At 71.4% G+C, this 18,688-nt stretch carries 11 protein-coding genes and 1 pseudogene; 4 read left to right on the top strand and 8 right to left on the bottom strand.

Annotated features, from left to right (window positions below):
* The first annotated feature begins 145 nt into the window (after positions 1 to 145).
* Together Q0L15_RS13975 and Q0L15_RS13970 are read left to right on the top strand one after the other, a co-directional pair.
* Positions 146 to 1,354: an acetyl-CoA hydrolase/transferase C-terminal domain-containing protein gene (locus tag Q0L15_RS13975; RefSeq protein WP_296605059.1), complete on the top strand. Its 1,209-nt coding sequence runs from the start codon at positions 146 to 148 to the stop codon at positions 1,352 to 1,354.
* 43 nt (positions 1,355 to 1,397) lie between these two features.
* Positions 1,398 to 2,330 carry a tetratricopeptide repeat protein gene (locus tag Q0L15_RS13970; protein ID WP_296605058.1) on the top strand — a complete coding sequence of 311 codons (933 nt, stop codon included), beginning with the start codon at positions 1,398 to 1,400 and terminating at the stop codon, positions 2,328 to 2,330.
* A 20-nt stretch (positions 2,331 to 2,350) separates the two neighbouring features.
* Here Q0L15_RS13970 and Q0L15_RS13965 read toward each other — a convergent pair whose 3' ends face one another.
* Positions 2,351 to 3,250 carry a LysR family transcriptional regulator gene (locus tag Q0L15_RS13965; RefSeq protein ID WP_296605057.1) on the bottom strand — a complete coding sequence of 300 codons (900 nt, stop codon included), beginning with the start codon at positions 3,248 to 3,250 and terminating at the stop codon, positions 2,351 to 2,353.
* Between the two features lie 21 nt (positions 3,251 to 3,271).
* Between Q0L15_RS13965 and Q0L15_RS13960 the strand changes: the two are divergent.
* Positions 3,272 to 4,147: pseudogene (locus Q0L15_RS13960) on the top strand (EamA family transporter); the annotation flags it as partial.
* A gap of 30 nt (positions 4,148 to 4,177) precedes the next feature.
* Here the strand turns inward: Q0L15_RS13960 and Q0L15_RS24990 are convergent.
* The 7 genes from Q0L15_RS24990 to Q0L15_RS13930 all read right to left on the bottom strand — a co-directional run bounded on the left by Q0L15_RS24990 (position 4,178) and on the right by Q0L15_RS13930 (position 16,846).
* On the bottom strand, positions 4,178 to 4,669 hold the full coding sequence (locus Q0L15_RS24990) for a hypothetical protein (RefSeq protein WP_366939577.1): 492 nt from the start codon (positions 4,667 to 4,669) through the stop codon (positions 4,178 to 4,180).
* Between the two features lie 209 nt (positions 4,670 to 4,878).
* Entirely contained in the window at positions 4,879 to 5,640 is a 762-nt protein-coding gene (locus Q0L15_RS13955; protein WP_296605055.1) for an NUDIX hydrolase, read from the bottom strand.
* 87 nt (positions 5,641 to 5,727) lie between these two features.
* Positions 5,728 to 8,034 (bottom strand): 1,4-alpha-glucan branching protein GlgB, encoded by a 2,307-nt coding sequence (gene glgB / locus Q0L15_RS13950; protein ID WP_296605054.1) that lies wholly within the window; start codon positions 8,032 to 8,034, stop codon positions 5,728 to 5,730.
* The gene (locus Q0L15_RS13945; RefSeq protein ID WP_296605053.1) at positions 8,031 to 9,533 is read right to left on the bottom strand and encodes a hypothetical protein; all 1,503 of its coding nucleotides are present in this window, start codon (positions 9,531 to 9,533) and stop codon (positions 8,031 to 8,033) included. Before Q0L15_RS13945 ends, glgB begins: the two co-directional genes overlap by 4 nt.
* Positions 9,530 to 11,269 carry a maltose alpha-D-glucosyltransferase gene (gene treS / locus Q0L15_RS13940; RefSeq protein WP_296605052.1) on the bottom strand — a complete coding sequence of 580 codons (1,740 nt, stop codon included), beginning with the start codon at positions 11,267 to 11,269 and terminating at the stop codon, positions 9,530 to 9,532. The genes Q0L15_RS13945 and treS overlap by 4 nt, the downstream gene beginning before the upstream one ends.
* Positions 11,266 to 13,263 (bottom strand): maltotransferase domain-containing protein, encoded by a 1,998-nt coding sequence (locus Q0L15_RS13935; RefSeq protein WP_296605051.1) that lies wholly within the window; start codon positions 13,261 to 13,263, stop codon positions 11,266 to 11,268. The genes treS and Q0L15_RS13935 overlap by 4 nt, the downstream gene beginning before the upstream one ends.
* A gap of 148 nt (positions 13,264 to 13,411) precedes the next feature.
* Positions 13,412 to 16,846 carry a M36 family metallopeptidase gene (locus tag Q0L15_RS13930; protein ID WP_296605050.1) on the bottom strand — a complete coding sequence of 1,145 codons (3,435 nt, stop codon included), beginning with the start codon at positions 16,844 to 16,846 and terminating at the stop codon, positions 13,412 to 13,414.
* A gap of 127 nt (positions 16,847 to 16,973) precedes the next feature.
* Here Q0L15_RS13930 and glgP point away from each other — a divergent pair.
* Positions 16,974 to 18,688, top strand: a 1,715-nt coding sequence (gene glgP / locus Q0L15_RS13925; RefSeq protein WP_296605049.1) for an alpha-glucan family phosphorylase, incomplete at its 3' end; no start/stop codon positions are given.

Genomic DNA, 18,688 nt, shown 5'->3' with positions numbered 1-18,688 from the left:
GCACGGTCCGGCCGCGCACCCGAGGAGATTTCCGAGGTCCCGGGCCTACCCGTCAGTAGCGGCCAGGCGGCCCAAGACCGTCGGCCCGCGCCCTGGGGACTTCCGGCCCGGGTGAGGGTCGCCTGGGTCTGCTGGAATCGTCATCGTGGATCTCGCCCAGGCACTCGCAGCCCTGCCCGCCAACCCCCGCGTCGTCGTGACCGGCAACCACGCCACGCCGTGGCACACGGTCAAGCTGGTCGACGAGGCGCTCGACGAGTACCGCCTCTGGGCGCTCAACGGCCAGCCGCAGCTGCCTGACCGCGAGGGCGTCGTCCTCGAGACCTCGTTCGTCGGCCCCGGCCAGCGCAAGAGCCCCCGGCTGAGCTACGTGCCGTCGCGGTTGTCGATGGTGCCCTCGCTGTTCGGCAAGCAGCTGCCGCCGGACGCCGTCGTCATCCACACCACCCCGCCGCGCGACGGCAAGGTCTCGCTCGGTGTCGAGGTCAACGTGCTGCCGGCCGCGATCGAGGCCGTGCGGCGTAACGGCGGCATCATCATCGCGCAGGTCAACCACAACATGCCGTGGACCTTCGGTGACGCCCTGGTCGACGTCGACCAGATCGACGTCTTCGTCGACGCCGACGAGCCGATGCCGACCGCCCCGGTGAGCAGCGTCGACGAGACGGCCGCCCGGATCGGCGAGCTGGTCGCCGCTCGGGTCTCCGACGGGTCCACGCTCCAGGCCGGCATCGGGGCCGTGCCCGACGCGACCATGCACGGACTCACCAGCCGCAGCGGCCTGCGGGTGTGGACCGAGATGTTCTCCGACAGCGTGCTGGCGCTGGAGAAGATCGGCGCCCTCGACCGCAATATCCCGATCTCGGCGTCCTTCCTCTTCGGCTCGCCCGACCTGCTCGAGTGGGTCGACGGCAACGAGCGCGTCGAGATGGTGCGCACCGAGGTCACCAACGACCCGGGCCGGATCGCCCGCAACCCCAAGATGGTCAGCGTCAACACCGCCCTCCAGGTCGACCTGTTCGGCCAGGCCAACGCCTCGCGCATCAACGCCCGCATCCACTCCGGGTTCGGCGGCCAGACCGACTTCATCGTCGGCGCGATGCACAGCGCGGGAGGACAGGCGTTCCTCGCGCTCCGCTCCTGGCACCCGAAGGCCAACTGCTCGACGGTCGTCCCGATGGTCGACGAGCCGATCACCTCCTTCCAGATGAGCGCGATCGTCACCGAGCAGGGCCTCGCCGAGGTCTTCGGCAACGACCAGCGCGAGCAGGCGCGCCAGATCATCGAGAACGCTGCCCACCCCAGCGTGCGCGAGGAGCTGCGCGAGGAGGCCGTGGCCCTGGGCCTCGCCTGAGCCACGTAGGGATGGTGCCCCCTCCCTCCCTAGGATGGGGCCCATGACGCAGCAGCCGTTCTCCCGCCCGGGAGCGATCGACCTCTCGGGACTCACGAGCCCGGCGGCCCCGCCGGTACCTGGAGCGCCGGCGGGGGCCACCGCCGGTGGCTCGTCGTACGCCGTCCAGGTGTCCGAGCAGAACTTCCAGTCGACGATCGAGTCGTCGCGGACCGCGCCCGTCCTGCTGGTGTTCTACTCGCCGAGCCGGATGCCCGAGAGCGCCCAGCTCGCCCGCGACCTCGAGACGCTGTCGGGTGAGTTCGAGGGCCGCTTCCTCGCCGGTCTGGTCGACATCGACCAGGTGCCGGCCATCGCCCAGGCGATGCAGATCCCCTCGGTGCCGCTGGTGGTCGCCGTGCTCGACGGGCGCCCGGCGCCGCTCTTCCAGGACGTGCTGCCGCTCGAGGAGCTGCGCGCCGCCCTGACCCAGGTCATGCAGCAGCTCACCGTCAACGGTGTCGCCGGCCGGCACCAGCCGCGGCACGCCGCTCCGGCCGAGGGTGACGGCGACGAGCCCGCCGTCGACCCGCGCTACGCCGCCGCCCAGGACGCGCTCGGCAACGGCGACATCGAGGGCGCGGTCGCGGAGTACCAGCGCCTCGTCGACGCCAACCCCGCCGACACCGAGGCCGCCGCGGGCCTGGCGATGGCCAAGCTGCTCCAGCGCACGCAGGGTGTGGACCTCAACGAGGCCCGCGCCACCGCGGCCGCGACTCCCGACGACGTCGACGCGCAGACGATGGTGGCCGACCTCGACATGCTCGGCGGCCACGTCGAGGACGCCTTCAACCGGCTGATCGACCTGGTCCGGCGCACCTCCGGCGACGAGCGCAACGCCGCACGCGAGCACCTGCTCGGGCTGTTCGCCGCGGTCGGCAACGACGACCCGCGGGTGCTCAAGGCCCGCCAGAACCTGGCGTCCGCGCTGTTCTAGGCGGGTCGGTCGGGCGGGGCTCAGCCGACGCGATCTGCCCGGAGACCGTCCAGCACAGCGCGCACGGCGGGTGAGTCGGCCATGCTGCGCCGGTGCACCGCGATCACGTCGCGGGTCGGCACCGGGTCGTGGGCGGGTACCGCGGCCAGCTCCTCGCCCAGGGCCGCCCGGCCCAGGCGCGGCACCAGCGCGATCCCGAGGCCCGCGCGCACCAGCGCCAGGTGGGACTCGAACTCCATGGCGGTGTGGGCGATGCGGGGCACCCGCCCGGTGCCGTCGTACATGCGGGTGAGCCACTGGCGGCAGATCGTGCTCTCGGGGGTCGCGATCCAGCCCTCGTCGAGGAGGTCGCGGGGACTGACCCGCTCGCGGTCGGCGAGCGTGTGCCCCGCCGGCACGATGACGTCGGCGACGTCGTGCGCGACGAGGGTCGCCTCCAGGTGGTCGGGGATCGCGATGGACAGGTCGCCCCAGCGGTGCACGACGCCGAGGTCGCTCTGGCCGGTGGCCACCAGGTCGATGGTGTCCCAGGGCTCGCGCTCGGTGAGGGAGACGGTGAGGCCGGGGTGGGCCTCCCGCAGGTCGCGGACGAGGGGAGCGATCAACCCGCGCATCGCGGTCGAGAACGCGGTCAGTCGCAGGTGCCCGGCCACGGTCCCCGCGCGGCGGTGCAGGCCGGCCTCGACCTCCTCGAGGTCCGCGAGCAGGCGGGCCCCGGCGTCGACGAGCTGGCGGCCGTGGTCGGTGAGCATCACCCCGCGCCCGACCCGCTCGAGGAGCGGCACCCCCGTCTGGCGCTCCAGCCGCTTGACCTGCTGGGAGATCGCGCTGGGGGTGAAGCCGAGCGCGTCGGCCGCGCCCACGACCGAGCCGTGGGTGTCGATCGCGCGCAGGCTGGTGAGGGCGACCAGGTCGATCATGCAGCGAGGCTACATGGATCCATGCACGACTGTTCGCTGGTGCTTCATCCTCGACTGGGGTTGGCTGGTCCGGTGAACCGACGCGACTCGCTGCTGGCGGCCCTGGTGGCCACGATCTGGGGCTTCAACTTCGTGGTGATCGACTGGGGCATGGCCGGCGTGCCGCCGCTGGTGTTCGCGGCGATTCGGTTCACCGCCGTCGTCGTGCCCGCGGTGTTCCTGGTGCCCCGCCCGGTGGCGCCGTGGCGGGTCGTCGCGGCGGTCGGTGTGTTCATGTCACTGGGGCAGTTCGGCTTCCTCTACGCCTCCATGGCGGCCGGCATGCCGCCGGGGCTGGCCGCGCTCGTCCTGCAGGCGCAGGTGATCTTCACGGTCCTCATCGCTGCCGGCGTGCTGCGCGAGCTGCCCACCGGCGGCCAGACCACCGGGGTGCTGCTCGGCTCGGTCGGTCTCGTGATCGTCGGTGCCGGGCGAGGTGGGCACGTCAGCGCGGCCGCACTCGCGCTGTGCCTGCTCGGTGCGCTCTCGTGGGGGATCGGCAACGTCGTCTCCCGCGCCTCGGGGGTGCGTGGTGGGCTGTCGCTCACGGTGTGGTCGGCGCTCGTCGTACCCGTCCCGTTGCTGGCACTGGCGCTGGCGCTCGACGGTCCCGCGGTGGTGGGCGACGCGCTGGTCTCGCTGTCGTGGCAGGCGGGCCTCTCCACGCTCTACACGGCCGGCCTCGCGTCACTGGTGGGGTACGGCGTGTTCAACACCCTCCTCGCGCGCAACCCGCCCTCGGCCGTGGTGCCGTGGGTGCTGCTCGCGCCGGCCGCGGCGATGGCCTCGGCGTGGCTGCTGCTCGACCAGCGCCCGAACCTCGCCGAGCTCACCGGGGGAGCGGTGCTGATCCTCGGCGTGCTCGTCGCGATGCGGCCGGCGCGTCGCTCAGGCGGCCGGGCCCTTGGCGCGGACGTCGGCGACGGACTCCATGGCCGCGCGCAGCTCGGTGAGCCAGTCGTTCTCGTGCTGGCCGACCAGTCGGACGCACCAGGCGAGCGCGTCGGCCCGTGACCGGGCGACGCCGGCGTCCACGAGGGTGTCGAGCACCATTCGCTGGGGCTGGCGCAGCCGGGTCATGACCGGCGCGGCGACGTGGGTCCACAGCTCGCGGTGCTCGCCGACCGCCAGGCCCCACGAGACCTTGCGCTCGAACCGGTGCTGGGCCTCCTGCGCGATCTCCATGCGCCGCTCGCGGGTGTCCTCGCGGAACGCCGACGCGCGGCCGGCACGGGCCTCGGCGAGCGCAGGCTCGGAGGCATCGGTCAGCCCGACGTCCGGGATCGTGAGGACGACCGTGATCTCCTCGCGGTCGACGGTGACCTGGGCGGGGGCGCTCTGCCACTCCGCCGGGAGCCGGCCGGCGAACCAGCCCGCCACCCGCTCTCGTTGTTCGTTTGTAATCATGTAATCATCGTTGCACGGGGGTCAAGGGCGCGCGGCCGACCGTCGTTTGGTCACCAACGACAGACGATCCGCGCCCGGTGTTGCGGTTGGTGACCAAACGACAACATTTCCGGGACCGGACCGGATCTGGCCTGATCCCCGAGCGAGCCCGGGCGCGCGCCGGTGGGACGACAGCGGCAGGCTCAGGCGCCGCCGGACTCGACGTACGCCGGGCGGCCGCCGCCCAGGTTGGCCAGCGCCGAGGCGATGCGGCGCGCGGTGAAGTCGGCGCACCGCTCGCGCACCTGGTCGGGGGTGCAGAACTCGGCGGAGCGGATCTCGCGGGTCTGGCGCACGATCGCGTCGGTGATCGAGGCGTCATGGGCGCCGCCGTCGAAGACCAGGCACAGGGCGTCGTCCCAGCCGCTCCACGGCGGCAACCAGTCGGTGAGCAGCAGCGAACCCGGCTCGACCTGCAGGCCGAGCTCCTCCTCGACCTCGCGCGCGACGGCGAGCTGGGGCGACTCACCGACCTCGACGACCCCACCGGGCAGGTCCCAGTCCTGCTTGTAGGTGAGCTGGCACAGCAGCACCCGCTCGTCGCCGTCGCGGATCAGCATCTGGCTGATCGCCCGCTTGCGGGGGAGGAAGGAGTTGAGCAGCGCCCGGAACCCCTGGGGCTCGTGCACGGGCTCGTCGGTGGCCAGCCGGGCGTAGACGATCCGGTCGACGGTCCGGCCCTCGACGGTGACGCCACGCATCACGCCCTCGCGGCGCAGGCCCGACCAGGTCGCGATCCGCTGACCGGCCTCGTCGTCGGGGTCGACCAGCGCCTCGACCCGGGCGTGCCCGGCGAGCGCCGAGGCGACCTCGTGGCGCACCACGTCGACCGGCTGGTCGGAGGTCCACGAGATCCGCGCGATGCCTTCCGCGACGGTGGTCACGGAGATCGGCTGCTCGGTCACGCTGGAACTCTACCGACGGGCCCCGAGCGCGACCGAGTCCCAGGAGTCACCGGCCGACCGGCCGAACCCGCGCCAAGGAGCCGTGCCCTAGGCCCGCTTGCGGAACCACACCGTCGCCAGCGGCGGAACCACGACGGTGGCGTGGGCCGGCTGACCGGACCACTCGCCCTCGACCGCGGTGACGGAGCCGAGGTTGCCGACGCCCGAGCCGCTGTAGACCTCGGCGTCGGTGTTGAGCACCTCGTCCCACTCGCCGGCCGACGGCAGCCCGAGGCGGTAGTCGTCGTGGGGAACGGCGGCGAAGTTCGAGACGCAGACCAGGTCGGGCTCGCCGGCACCGCTGCGCCGGACGAACGAGAAGACGTTGCGTCCCGCGTCGTTGGCGTCGATCCACTGGAAGCCGTCGGCCTCGTGGTCGCGGGCCCAGAGGGCGGGGCTGGCGACGTACGTCGTGTTGAGGTCGCGCACCAGCGACTGCACTCCGCGGTGCTCGGGGTGGTCGAGCAGCCACCAGTCGAGCTCGCGCGACTCCGCCCACTCCGACTCCTGGCCGAGCTCGGCGCCCATGAACAGCAGCTGCTTGCCCGGGTGGGCCCACATGAAGCCGAGGTAGGCGCGCAGGTTGGCCAGCTGCTGCCACCGGTCGCCGGGCATCTTGCGCAGCAGCGAGCCCTTGCCGTGGACGACCTCGTCGTGGCTGATCGGGAGCACGAAGTTCTCCGACCAGGCATAGACCAGCGAGAACGTCATCTCGCCGTGGTGGTAGGCGCGGTGCACGGGCTCGTGGGCCATGTAGTCCAACGAGTCGTGCATCCAGCCCATGTTCCACTTGAACCCGAAGCCCAGTCCGTCGTGCTCGGTCGGTCGCGTGACTCCGGGCCACGACGTCGACTCCTCGGCGATCGTGGTGATGCCGGGGACCCGCTTGTAGACGGTGGCGTTCATCTCCTGGAGGAACTGCACCGCCTCGAGGTTCTCGTGACCGCCGTGGATGTTCGGCGTCCACTCGCCCTCCTCGCGGGCGTAGTCGAGGTAGAGCATCGAGGCGACACCGTCGACGCGCAGGCCGTCGGCGTGGAACTCCTCGAGCCAGTAGAGCGCGTTGGCGTAGAGGAAGTTGCGCACCTCGCGGCGCCCGAAGTTGAAGATGTGGGAGCCCCACTCCTTGTGCCAGCCGCGCTGGGGGTTGGGGTCCTCGTAGAGCGGCGTGCCGTCGAAGCGGGCCAGCGCCCACTCGTCGGTGGCGAAGTGCCCGGGCACCCAGTCCAGGATGACCCCGACGCCGGCCTGGTGGAGCCGGTCGACGAGCAGCCGGAACCCGTCCGGGTCGCCGAACCGAGCGTCCGGAGCGAAGTACGACGTCACGTGGTAGCCCCACGAGCCGCCGAACGGGTGCTGCATCACCGGCATCAGCTCGACGTGGGTGAAGCCCAGCCCGGCGACGTACTCGGGGAGCTCCTCGGCCAGCTCGGCCCACGACCAGAAACGGCCGTCGGGGTGCTTCTTCCACGACGCGAGGTGCATCTCGTAGATGCTCATCGGCGAGGCCACCGGCTGGCGCTGGGCGCGCTCGGCGAGCCAGGCGTCGTCGCCCCAGGCGTAGCTCGACTCGTAGACCTTCGAAGCCGTGTCGGCGGGCTTCTCGGCCCACTGGGCCATCGGGTCGGCCTTCTCGCGCCACTGGCCGTCGGGGCCGAGGATCGCGTACTTGTACGCCGTGCCGGCGCCGACGTCGGGCACGAAGAGCTCCCAGACGCCGGACGTGCCGAGCTGGCGCATCGGGTGCTCGCGGCCGTCCCAGCTGTTGAAGTCCGCCTTGATGCGGATCGCCCGCGCCGAGGGCGCCCAGACCGCGAAGGAGGTGCCGGTGACCGGGGACAGCGCGCCGGGGTAGTGGTGCACCCGCGCGCCGAGCACCTCCCAGAGCTGCTCGTGGCGGCCCTCGTTGATCAGGTGCAGGTCGACCTCGCCCAGCGTGGGCAGGAAGCGGTACGGGTCGTCCACGACGATCTCGTCGGAGCCGTAGGTCACGGCGACCCGGTAGTCGGGCACGTCGACCAGCGGGATCACGCCCACCCAGACGCCTTCGTGCTCGTGGGTCAGCTCGACCTCGCCGGACGCCGACCCGTCGCTCCACCGGACCGTGACGGTGCTCGCCAGCGGCCGGAGCACGCGGACGGTGACCGCCCCGTCGTGGGGGTGCGGCCCGAGGACGCCGTGGGGGTTGCCGTGCTCCCCGTGGGCGATCTGGTGCAGCTCGCCCAGCGAGACCGGCCGCACGGTGGGCTTCGCGGCGGGTGCCGCCTCGGGGCTCGCCTCCCCACGCGGAGCCGGGGCCGGACCGGGGGCCGACGGCGCGGCGGGGGTGGACTTCTTGGTCTTCTTGAGGGTCATGCCGCTCCGATCCTCGCCACGGCCTCGAGTGGGATGGCCACCCAGGTCGGACGGTTGCGTGTCTCGTACACGGTCTCGTACACCGCCTTGTCGGCGACGTAGGCATCCAGCAGGGTCTGTTGCTCGGCGGTGAGCTCGCCGCCGGCGTACGCGGCCAGGAAGTGGGTGCGGTTGCGCTCGGCCCACTCCTCGGCCCGGTAGGCGCGTTGGCTGGCACCCTCGGGCTGGTCCTCGGCGAACTGGCGCTCCACCACGTGCGGGACGTAGTCGAAGGAGCGCAGCATGCCGGCGACGTCGCGCCACACCGAGTCGGGCTTGAGCCGCTCGGCGAGCGGCTTGGCCGGCTCACCCTCGAAGTCGACGATCTTCCAGCCCAGGCTGGTCCGCAGCGTCTGGCCCAGGTGCAGGTCGCCGTGGATCTGCTGCACCTCCAGCCCGCCCAGGGTGCGGAGGCGGTCGTACGCCGTCCGCAGCGCGTCGGCGTGCTCGGCCAGCTCGGGCACCACCTCGAGGGCGGCCTCGAGCCGCGCGACCATGGCGTCCGCGAGCTCGCTCAGCGCCTCGGGGCCGCGGCGGTCGACGGGGAACTGCTCCGCGAGGTCCGCGTGCACCTCCCGCAACGCCTCGCCGAGCCGTGCGGACTCGGCGGCGAAGTCGCCCCCGGCCTCGTGGGCATGGAGGTCGCCCTCGGCGAACAGGTTGCGGGCGCTCGTGAGCGCGAGGTCCCACCCGTCGCTGGCGGTGCGCAGGAACTGCTGCAGCATCGCGAGCTGCATGGTCGTCCCCGAGCGCTCCTCGGCCTCCGGGTCGGCCTCCCCGTCGACCCAGTCGAGCCAGCCGTAGAGGGCGGCGACGTGGTCGGAGCCGGCGTTGGTCAGCACCTCGTGGACGCTGATGTCGGGGTTGACTCCCGGGGTGATCTTGCGGAACACCTTCATCAGGCAGTCCTCGCCGTAGGCGACCGAGGAGTTGGACTGCTCGCCGGAGAACAGCGTCGAGTGCGCGGTGAGGTCGAGGTCGTGGCCGGGCAGCCGGTGGAACCGCAGGCCGCTCTCGCCGTCGCTGAGGTTGCCGCCGGGCTCACCCGCCGCGCGGTCGAAGGCGCGCAGCCAGCTCTGCATGGCCTCGCGGTCGTGCAGGGCGTCGTAGGCGTGCACCCAGCCGTGGCCGGGCTCCTCCCACCAGCCGATGAAGGCGTGGTCGAGCCGACCCTCCGGCTCGGTGTAGAACGACATCGGCACCTGGTAGACCTCGGTGCCGCCGGGGCCGTCGGAGTAGGCGACCTCGACGAGGTCGATCACCACGCGGGGTCCGTCGTCGTCGCGCGGGACCTCGCCGATCCGGCGTACGGAGGCGACCTCGAAGGGCCGACCCTTGCCGCCGAACCACCGGGTGCGCTCCAGGTAACGCGCGAACACCTCGGGTCCGTCAGAGCCCGCGGGCGAGGTGCCGGGTGCGGTCTCGGGTGTCTGGGGCGTCAGGTCGTCGTCGAGTGTCACAGCAGCTGCGCCTCCTCGGTCGTCTCGGGGGCGGTCAGACGGAACCAGTAGAACCCGTAGCCCGCGAGCGTGAGCAGGTAGGGCAGCTCGCCGATCTCGGGGAACGGGACCCGGCCGAGGAGCTCGACGGGGCGCCGGCCCTCGAAGCGGCGCAGGTCGAGCTCGACCGGCTGGGGGAACCGGGACAGGTTGTTGACGCACAAGATGATGTCCTCGGTGCCGTCCTCCGCGACGTGCTCGCGCACGTAGGAGAGCACCGTCGGGTTCGACCCGCCCAGGTCGTGGAACGAGCCCAGGCCGAAGGCCGGGTGGTTGCGGCGGGTGTGGATCATCCGCCTGTTCCAGTGGAGCAGGGACGAGGAGTTCTCGAGCTGGGCCTCGACGTTGACCGACTGGTACCCGAAGACCGGGTCCTGGATGACCGGCCGGTCCAGCTTGCCGGGAGTGGCCGAGGAGAAGCCCGCGTTGCGATCGGCGGTCCACTGCATCGGGGTGCGCACGCCGTCGCGGTCACCGAGCCAGATGTTGTCGCCCATGCCGATCTCGTCGCCGTAGTAGAGCACCGGCGAGCCGGGCAGCGAGAGCAGCAGGGCGTTGAACAGCTCGATCTGGTTGGTGTCGTTGTCGAGCAGCGGCGCGAGCCGGCGCCGGATGCCGATGTTGGCCTTCATGCGGGGGTCCTTGGCGTACTCGCCCCACATGTAGTCGCGGTCCTCGTCGGTGACCATCTCGAGCGTGAGCTCGTCGTGGTTGCGCAGGAAGATGCCCCACTGGCACTTGTCGGGGATCGGCGGGGTCTGCTCGAGGATCTCGGAGATCGGAAAGCGGGACTCGCGCCGCACCGCCATGAAGATGCGCGGCATGACCGGGAAGTGGAAGGCCATGTGGCACTCGTCGCCGCCGACCTCGAAGTCGCCGAAGTACTCGACCACGTCCTCGGGCCACTGGTTGGCCTCGCACAGCAGCACCCGCCCGGGGTACTCGTCGTCGACGACCTTGCGGATCTTCTTGAGGAAGTCGTGGGTCTCCGGGAGGTTCTCGCCGTTGGTGCCGGGACGCTCGTAGAGGTAGGGGACCGCGTCGAGGCGGAACCCGTCCATCCCCATGTCCAGCCAGAACCGGATCGCGTCGACGATCGCCTCGTGGACGGCCGGGTTGTCGAAGTTGAGGTCGGGCTGGTGGGAGAAGAACCGGTGCCAGAAGTACTGCTGGCGCACCGGGTCCCACGTCCAGTTCGACGGCTCGGTGTCGACGAAGATGATCCGAGCGTCCTGGTAGAGCTCGTCGGTGTCGGACCAGACGTAGAAGTCGCCGTAGGGACCCTCCGGGTCGGACCGGGAGGCCTGGAACCACGGGTGCTGGTCGCTGGTGTGGTTCATGACGAAGTCGATGATCACGCGCAGGCCGCGCTGATGCGCCTGGTCGAGGAAGAACCGGAAGTCCTCGATGGTGCCGATCTCGGGGTGCACGCCGGTGTAGTCGGCGACGTCGTAGCCGTCGTCGCGCAGCGGGCTGGGGAAGAACGGCGGGATCCACAGGCAGTCGACCCCGAGCCACTGGAGGTAGTCGAGCTTCTCGACCAGGCCTCGGAAGTCACCGGTGCCGTCGGCGTTGGAGTCGCGGAACGCGCGGACCAGGACCTCGTAGAAGACCGCGGTCTTGAACCACTCGGGGGTGCTGTCGGCGGGATGGTCTGGGGCGTGCTCGGTGGTCGGGTCCGGGTGGGCGTCGGTCACCGGGGCCTCCTGACGCTGAGGATGTGGGCGGGTTCGTGGAACGGGTCGAGCCGGACATAGTTGTGCTCGCCCCAGGTCCAGTCCTCGCCGGTGATCTCGTCGTGGACCAGGAAGCTCTCCCCGGCCGTGAGCCCGAGCGCGGCCAGGTCGAGGTGGACGGTGGTCTCGCGGGCACCGTGGGGGTCGACGTTGACCACGACGATCACCGTGTCGTCCTGCCCGTCGGGCAGGACGCGCCGCTTGGAGAACACCAGGATGTTCTCGTCGTCGCTCCAGTGGATCGCGACGTTGCGCAGCAGCTGCAGGGCGGGGTGCTGGCGGCGGATCTCGTTGAGTCGCGTGAGGTACGGCGCGAGAGTGCGGTTGTCCCGGTCGGCGGCGTCCCAGTCGCGGATGCGGATCTGGTACTTCTCCGAGTCGAGGTACTCCTCGCTGCCGGGGCGCACCGCCACGTGCTCGAACAGCTCGTAGCCGGCGTAGACCCCCCAGCTGGGTGAGCCCGTGGCGGCGATCGCGGCTCGGATCTTGAACGCGTTGGGTCCGCCGTACTGCAGGTAGGCGTGGAGGATGTCCGGGGTGTTGACGAAGAAGTTCGGTCGCATCAGGTGGTCGGACTCGTGCGACAGCTCGCGGAGGTACTCCTCCAGCTCCCACTTCGCGTTGCGCCAGGTGAAGTACGTGTAGGACTGGTGGAACCCGACGGCGCCCAGCGCCCGCATCATCGCCGGGCGGGTGAACGCCTCGGCGAGGAAGATCACGTCGGGGTCGGTGCGCCGGATCTCCTTGAGCAGCCACTCCCAGAACGCGACCGGCTTGGTGTGCGGGTTGTCGACCCGGAAGATCCGCACGCCGTGCGACATCCAGAGCCGGACGATCCGCAGGACCTCCTGGCAGATGCCGGTGGGGTCGTTGTCGAAGTTGATCGGGTAGATGTCCTGGTACTTCTTGGGCGGGTTCTCGGCGTACGCGATCGTCCCGTCGGCGCGCGTGGTGAACCACTCGGGGTGCGTCTTGACCCAGGGGTGGTCGGGGGCCGCCTGCAGCGCCAGGTCGAGCGCGACCTCGATGCCGAGCGACTGGGCCTTGGCGACGAACGCGTCGAAGTCCTCGAACGAGCCGAGGTCGGGGTGGATCGCGTCGTGGCCGCCGTCCTTGGAGCCGATGGCCCACGGTGATCCGGTGTCGTCCGGGCCGGGGTCGAGGGTGTTGTTGGGCCCCTTGCGGTTGACCTCGCCGATCGGGTGGATCGGCGGCAGGTAGACGACGTCGAAGCCCATCGCCGCCACCGCGTCCAGCCGCTTGGCGGCGGTCTGGAAGTTGCCGCTGACGACCTTGCCGGTCGTGGGGTCCTTGGTCGCGCCCTCGGAGCGGGGGAAGAACTCGTACCAGCTGCTGGCCAGGGCCTGGGGCCGGTCGGCGTACGCCGGGTAGGGGCCCTCGACGGTGACGAGCTCGCGGATCGGGTGGGTGGCGAGGACGCCGGTCACGTCGGGCGCCTCGAGCACGGCGAGCCGGGCGGGGGCCGGACGCTTGGCGTCGGTGGCTGCGTCGATCGCACCCTGGAGCACCTGGGCGGCGTCGGCGGCCGACGGATCGCGGGGATCAAGGGAGGCGACGACCTTCTCCAGCAGGAGCTTGGCCTCGAGGAACATCAGGTCGACGTCGACACCGGCGGGGATCTTGAGCGCGGCGTCGTGCTGCCAGGTCGCCAGCGGGTCGGACCAGGCCATCACCTCGAAGCTCCAGGCGCCACCGGCGTCGGGCGTCACCCACGCCTCGTAGCGGTCGGGGATCGTGGCGTGCGGGGTCATCCGCACCGGGGGCCGGCGCTTGCCGTCCGGGCCGGTGAGCACGACCTCCGCGGCGAGCTGGTCGTGGCCCTCGCGGAACACCGTGGCGGTCACCGGGAACGGTTCACCGACGGTGGCTTTCGCGGGCTGTCGACCGAGGTCGACAAGAGGAGTGACGTTCATGACGGGGATACGTCCGACCATGATCTCCAACCTAGCGAGGGTGCGGGCACGTGCGGCAGGGGCATTTCGCCCCTGGACGCCGTACCCCCGCAGGCCGGTCGGAAACACCGACCCCGGAACGCGACGCGGGGCGGTGACCGCCGTCACCGCCCCGCGTCGCCTCAGCAGATCAGTACACCTGCAGCTCCGCGGCGTGCACGATCGTGCCCCGGTCGGACCCGGTCTTGCAGTCGGTGTCGTTGCTCGGGTCGTTGTCCTGCTCATCGGCGTACCCGGCGAAGCCCGTGCACTGGTTCTCGAGCACGACGAGCCTGACGGCAGCGGCCTTCGTCGCCGGGACCTTGAAGGCGCGCAGCGTGAGGTTCGGCGCGACCGGACGCGGGCGCACGGCCGGGAAGGCGTTGCCGGGCGAGACGTAGAACCGCTTCCAGACCGCGGACGAGGTCTCGCAGCCACGGACACACGCCTCGAGCGCGAACTGGCGCAGGGCGGTGAACCTCGAGCCCGAGTCGGGGTCGGGGTCGGCCGCGAACGGCAGCTCGTTGGGGTCGGCGGGCGCCGGGTTGAGCATGGCGCTCACCTGGACGCGCCGCACGGTGTGGACCCCGCCGGCCAGGTCGACGGCGACGTACGGGTGGGTCTCGTCGACGTTGCCCGCGGTCACGCCGCCCCAGGCCGTGCGCTCGGTCCCGTCGATGAGGGCCAGCGCGTTGAGCGATCCCTCGCTCGCGCCGAGCAGCTTGGCGCCGTTCTTCTTCGCCGCGAGGTTCTTCGGGGCCCGGACGGTGAGCGTCTGCTTGCCCGGCTTCACCGCCATCGTGAACCGCTTGAAGCCACCGGAGGGGGAGACGAACAGCATCTCGTAGCGACCCGGGACGAACTGCGCGGTGTTCTTCAGCTTGCCGCCGGAGGTCGTGTCGGCGATCGGCGTCGCACGCGCCTCGTAGTGACCGACGTAGATCTTTCCCGGACGGTTGCCGCGGAAGGTCACGGTGCCGTTCTTCGAGGCGGGCGAGGCGAAGCTCGGCGCAGTGTCGCCGGAGTCGGCGTTGGGCACCGACGCTCCCTTGCCCATGCCGCGCCTGGCGAAGGCGTCCCACATGACCGCGACGTCCTTCCCGCCGAACCGCATCCGGTCGGCGGCGAGCATGGCGTCGCGGGCGTCGAGCATCGACGTGGCGCCCTGCTGGAGCAGGAAGGCGTCGAAGACGAGCTGGATCCAGCGCCGGTTGCCCGGGCACTGGCTGGCCGGAAGCGGGCTGCCGGTCGCCGTCGCCTGCGCGCAGCGCAGCTGGAGCGCCTTGTTGGTGTAGGGGAACTGGCGGTTCCACTTCTTCACCAGCGCCTGGCGCACCTCCCACTGCGTGCCGTTCCAGATCTCGCCGTCGGCGTGCACCTCGTTGCCGGTGCTGTCGAAGCCGTAGTCGGAGTAGTTGAGCGGGTTCTTGTCGATCGCGTAGTCACGGATCGCGACGGCCTTGTTGCCGGTGGCGTAGACGCCGACGGCCCACGGGTTGCCGCCGTTGGCGTAGCCGTGGCTGAACATGTACTCACCGGCCGTCAGGTCGCCCCACGACTCGCCCATCGCGCCGCCCTGCTCGGAGGTCAGGCCCTCGTCGGGTCCGCCGACCATGCGGTTGCTGATGGCGTGGGTGTACTCGTGGCCGACGATGCCCATGTCGAGGGCGCCGTCCACGCAGGGGGAGTAGAACGCCCCGGCGAGCGGCTGGAAGAGGTACTGGTTGGTGATGCCCGGCACGCCGTCCTGCAACGTGATCTGGTTGGCGTTGTCGCGACCGAGCAGCAACGGCTGACCGCCGGTGATCGCGCCGGCCTGGGCGTTGCCGACCTCCTGGTCACCGGGGACCCCGCCGCGACCGAGGTTGTCGAGCTGGAGGTTGTAGTTGTCCTCGGTGAAGCCCAGGTAGTAGGAGTAGTCGTGCATCCGGTTGTGCGCGACGAACAGGTTCGTCACCGACGCGTCGATGTCGTTGCCGCCCGGCACCAGCTGGGTCGGGTCGCACCGGGAGTTGTTCCAGGCGTCGGTGAACTCGCCGGTGTACTCCCTGGTCGGCGAGACCGGTGCCTGCAGCGCGCCACCCGGGGCGAGCGGGTTCAGCCAGGCCTCGTGGGTGTTGGCGTTGTTGCCGATCGTCGTCATCGAGCCGACGCCCGTCGAGGCGACCGAGTCCCACGGGCCTGGCGCGGCGACGTTGCGGAAGGGACCCGACGGCGACGTGCAGCCCTCGCCCGCGACCCAGCAGCCGATCACGGAGTTGGCGGGCGTGGTGTCAGGGGAGTAGTCGAGCGAGGGGTTGGCGGTGAAGTAGCGCCACTTCGGAGAGAAGCCGACGTCGCCGGTCGAGGGGCCGGCGGTGTCGCTGGTGGTCACGGCGGCGACGTAGTTGCCCGGCGGCAGGAACGGCACGGTCGGGCTGGCGAAGGGGCACACCTGCATCGTGTAGATGCCGGCCGGCATCGAGTCGGCGGAGTACGTCGCCACCTCGGGGCTGGTGCCGAGGTCGCCTGCGACCAGCAGCTGGCCCTGCGGGTCGAAGACCTTGACCTCGATGTCGTTGAGGGTGTTGAGGGCCGAGGCGACAGCGACGATCTGCTTGGTGTTGGCGTCGGTGAGCTCGAACTCGTGCTTCGGGCCGCAGTCGGTCGCGGTGATCTCGCCCTGGAACTGGAAGGCGTCGCTGCTGTTCTCGGCCCGGTTCTGTCGGTGCAGGATGGCGCCGGTCACGCCGTCGACCATCAGCGTGTAGGCGAACGCGGAGCCCTTCTGGACGTCCAGCACGTTGGTCTCGAACACCGGCCGCACCGAGCCGTCGGCCAGCGCGAGCGCGCGCAGCCGGACCAGCTGCTGCTGGGGGTAGCCGGGCACGGACAGACGGGTCCAGCCCTCGGCCACCTGGGAGGTGATCTTGCTCAGGACGCCGCCGTCGAGCGTGCGTCCCACGTTGGCGGCCGCCTTGACCCAGGCCTGCACCGGGCTCAGCGTCGCGGCGGGCGCGGAGCCGCCGGCCTTCACGATCGAGGAGGACACGTAGGCGATCTCGCCGTTCGCGACGCCGACGGTGACCATGCTCGCCAGCGCGGGGGTCAGCCCGCCGAAGCGCTGGCGGAACAGCACGGCGTGCGCGTCGCTCTGGGCGAGGCGCTGGTCGTTGACCAGCTCGAGGTCGGCGACCGCGGCGCGGGTCATGCCGAACACCGCCGCGTGGTCGCTGAGCCAGGCGCGAGCGGCGACCACCGGGTCGCTGGAGGTGGCCCGCGCGAGCACGCCGTCGGCGGGCAGGATCGAGGCCGGCGTACCGAACTGGTTCCAACGCAGGTCGACCGCGCCGAGCCGGGCGGCCGCCGAGCGCTGGGCGAGCGAGGGGAGCACGCTGCCGCGGGCGTCGAGGTCGGTGAGGCCCGCGACCGGGTCGCCGAGGCTGCCGAGGGGGTGGGTGACGTCGGGGGCCGTCGAGGCGGCGGGGGCGCTCGTGGCGCTGGTGGCGAAGGCCGGCAGCTGCGCGAACCCGGGGACCAGGGTGGCGGTCAGCAGGGCCAGCGAGGCGGCACGAAGGCGGCCGCGGCGCAGGGGGGTGCGGATCATGCTCCGGTCAACGCCGGACGGCTGGGTTCGTTATGTGGACGGGCGCCCCACCGGCGTGACGAGGGCCGCACGATAACGTTTTCGCCATTCTTTGATCGTTCCAAGCATCAGGCTGTACGGTCGCCGGGTGCGTGCGATCCGTCGATTCACCGTCCGTCCTGTCCTGCCCCCGTCCCTGGCTGCGCTGGGTGATCTCGCCGGCAACCTGAGGTGGTCCTGGCACCCCCAGTCCCAGGACGTCTTCGAGTCCGTCGACCCCGTCCTGTGGGAGTCGACCGGACGCGACCCGGTCAAGCTGCTGGGTGCCGTGGGGCGCCGCCGGCTCGAGGAGCTGGCGGCCGACGACGGCTTCCTCACCCGCCTCGGCGCCGCCCACGCGGACCTGCAGCGCTACCTGACCGAGGACCGGTGGTACCAGCGCCGGCTCGCCCGGGGCGAGCAGGGTCCGCAGGCGATCGGCTACTTCTCCCCGGAGTTCGGCATCACCTCGGTGCTGCCGCAGTACTCCGGCGGCCTCGGCATCCTCGCGGGTGACCACCTCAAGGCGGCCAGCGACCTGGGCGTGCCGATCATCGGTGTCGGCCTGCTCTACCGCCACGGCTACTTCAAGCAGGCGCTCTCGCGTGAGGGGTGGCAGCAGGAGACCTACCCGGTCCTCGACCCCGACGGCCTGCCGATCTCGCTGCTGCGCGAGGAGAACGGCGCCCGGGCGATGATCAGCATCGCCCTTCCCGACGGACCCGAGCTGCTGGCGCGCATCTGGGTCGCGAGCGTCGGGCGGGTCCCGCTGCTGATGCTCGACACCGACGTCGAGGGCAACCCCGACCACTACCGCGACGTGACCGACCGGCTGTACGGCGGCAACAGCGAGCACCGGATGCGCCAGGAGCTGCTGCTGGGCGTCGGCGGCGTCCGTGCGATCCGCGCGTTCTGCCGCATCACCGGCCACGCCGCCCCGGAGGTCTTCCACACCAACGAGGGCCACGCCGGCTTCCTCGGCCTGGAGCGGATCCGCGAGCTGACGGTCGCCGAGGGCGGCCCGAAGCTCGACTTCGACACCGCGCTCGAGGTCAGCCGCGCCTCCACGGTCTTCACGACCCACACCCCGGTGCCCGCCGGCATCGACCGCTTCCCGCTGACGCTCGTCGAGCAGTACTTCAGCGAGGCGGGCCCGACCCCCGGCGTACCCGTCGAGCGGGTGCTCGCCCTCGGCGCGGAGGACTACGAGGGCGGTGACCCGGCCGTCTTCAACATGGCGGTGATGGGTTTCCGCCTGGCGCAGCGCGCCAACGGCGTCTCCGAGCTGCACGGCCACGTGAGCCGCGGGATGTTCAACGGGCTCTGGCCGGCCTTCGACGAGGCCGAGGTCCCGATCGGCTCCATCACCAACGGCGTCCACGCGCCGTCGTGGGTCGCCCGTGAGGTCATCGAGCTCGCCGTCTCGGTCGGCGCCGACTCCGAGTCCGACGACACGACCGGCTTCTGGGCCGCGGCCGACAAGGTGCCCGGCGCGGACATCTGGGCGGTCAAGCGCACGCTGCGCGAGCGCCTCGTCGTCGACGCCCGCCGGCGCCTGCGCAAGTCGTGGGAGAAGCGCGGCGCGGCCAAGGCCGAGCTGAGCTGGATCGACACCGTGCTCGACCCCGACGTGCTGACGATCGGGTTCGCCCGGCGCGCGGCGTCGTACAAGCGGCTCACGCTGATGATGCGCGACCCCGAGCGGCTCAAGTCGCTGCTGCTGCACCCCGAGCGGCCGATCCAGCTGGTCATCGCGGGCAAGGCCCACCCGGCCGACGACGGCGGCAAGAAGCTGATCCAGCAGATCGTCAAGTTCGCCGACCG

It is taken from the genome of Nocardioides sp. (assembly GCF_024509035.1).
Classification (GTDB): Bacteria; Actinomycetota; Actinomycetes; order Propionibacteriales; family Nocardioidaceae; genus Nocardioides.
This window is presented reverse-complemented; position numbering and strand designations above follow the sequence as displayed.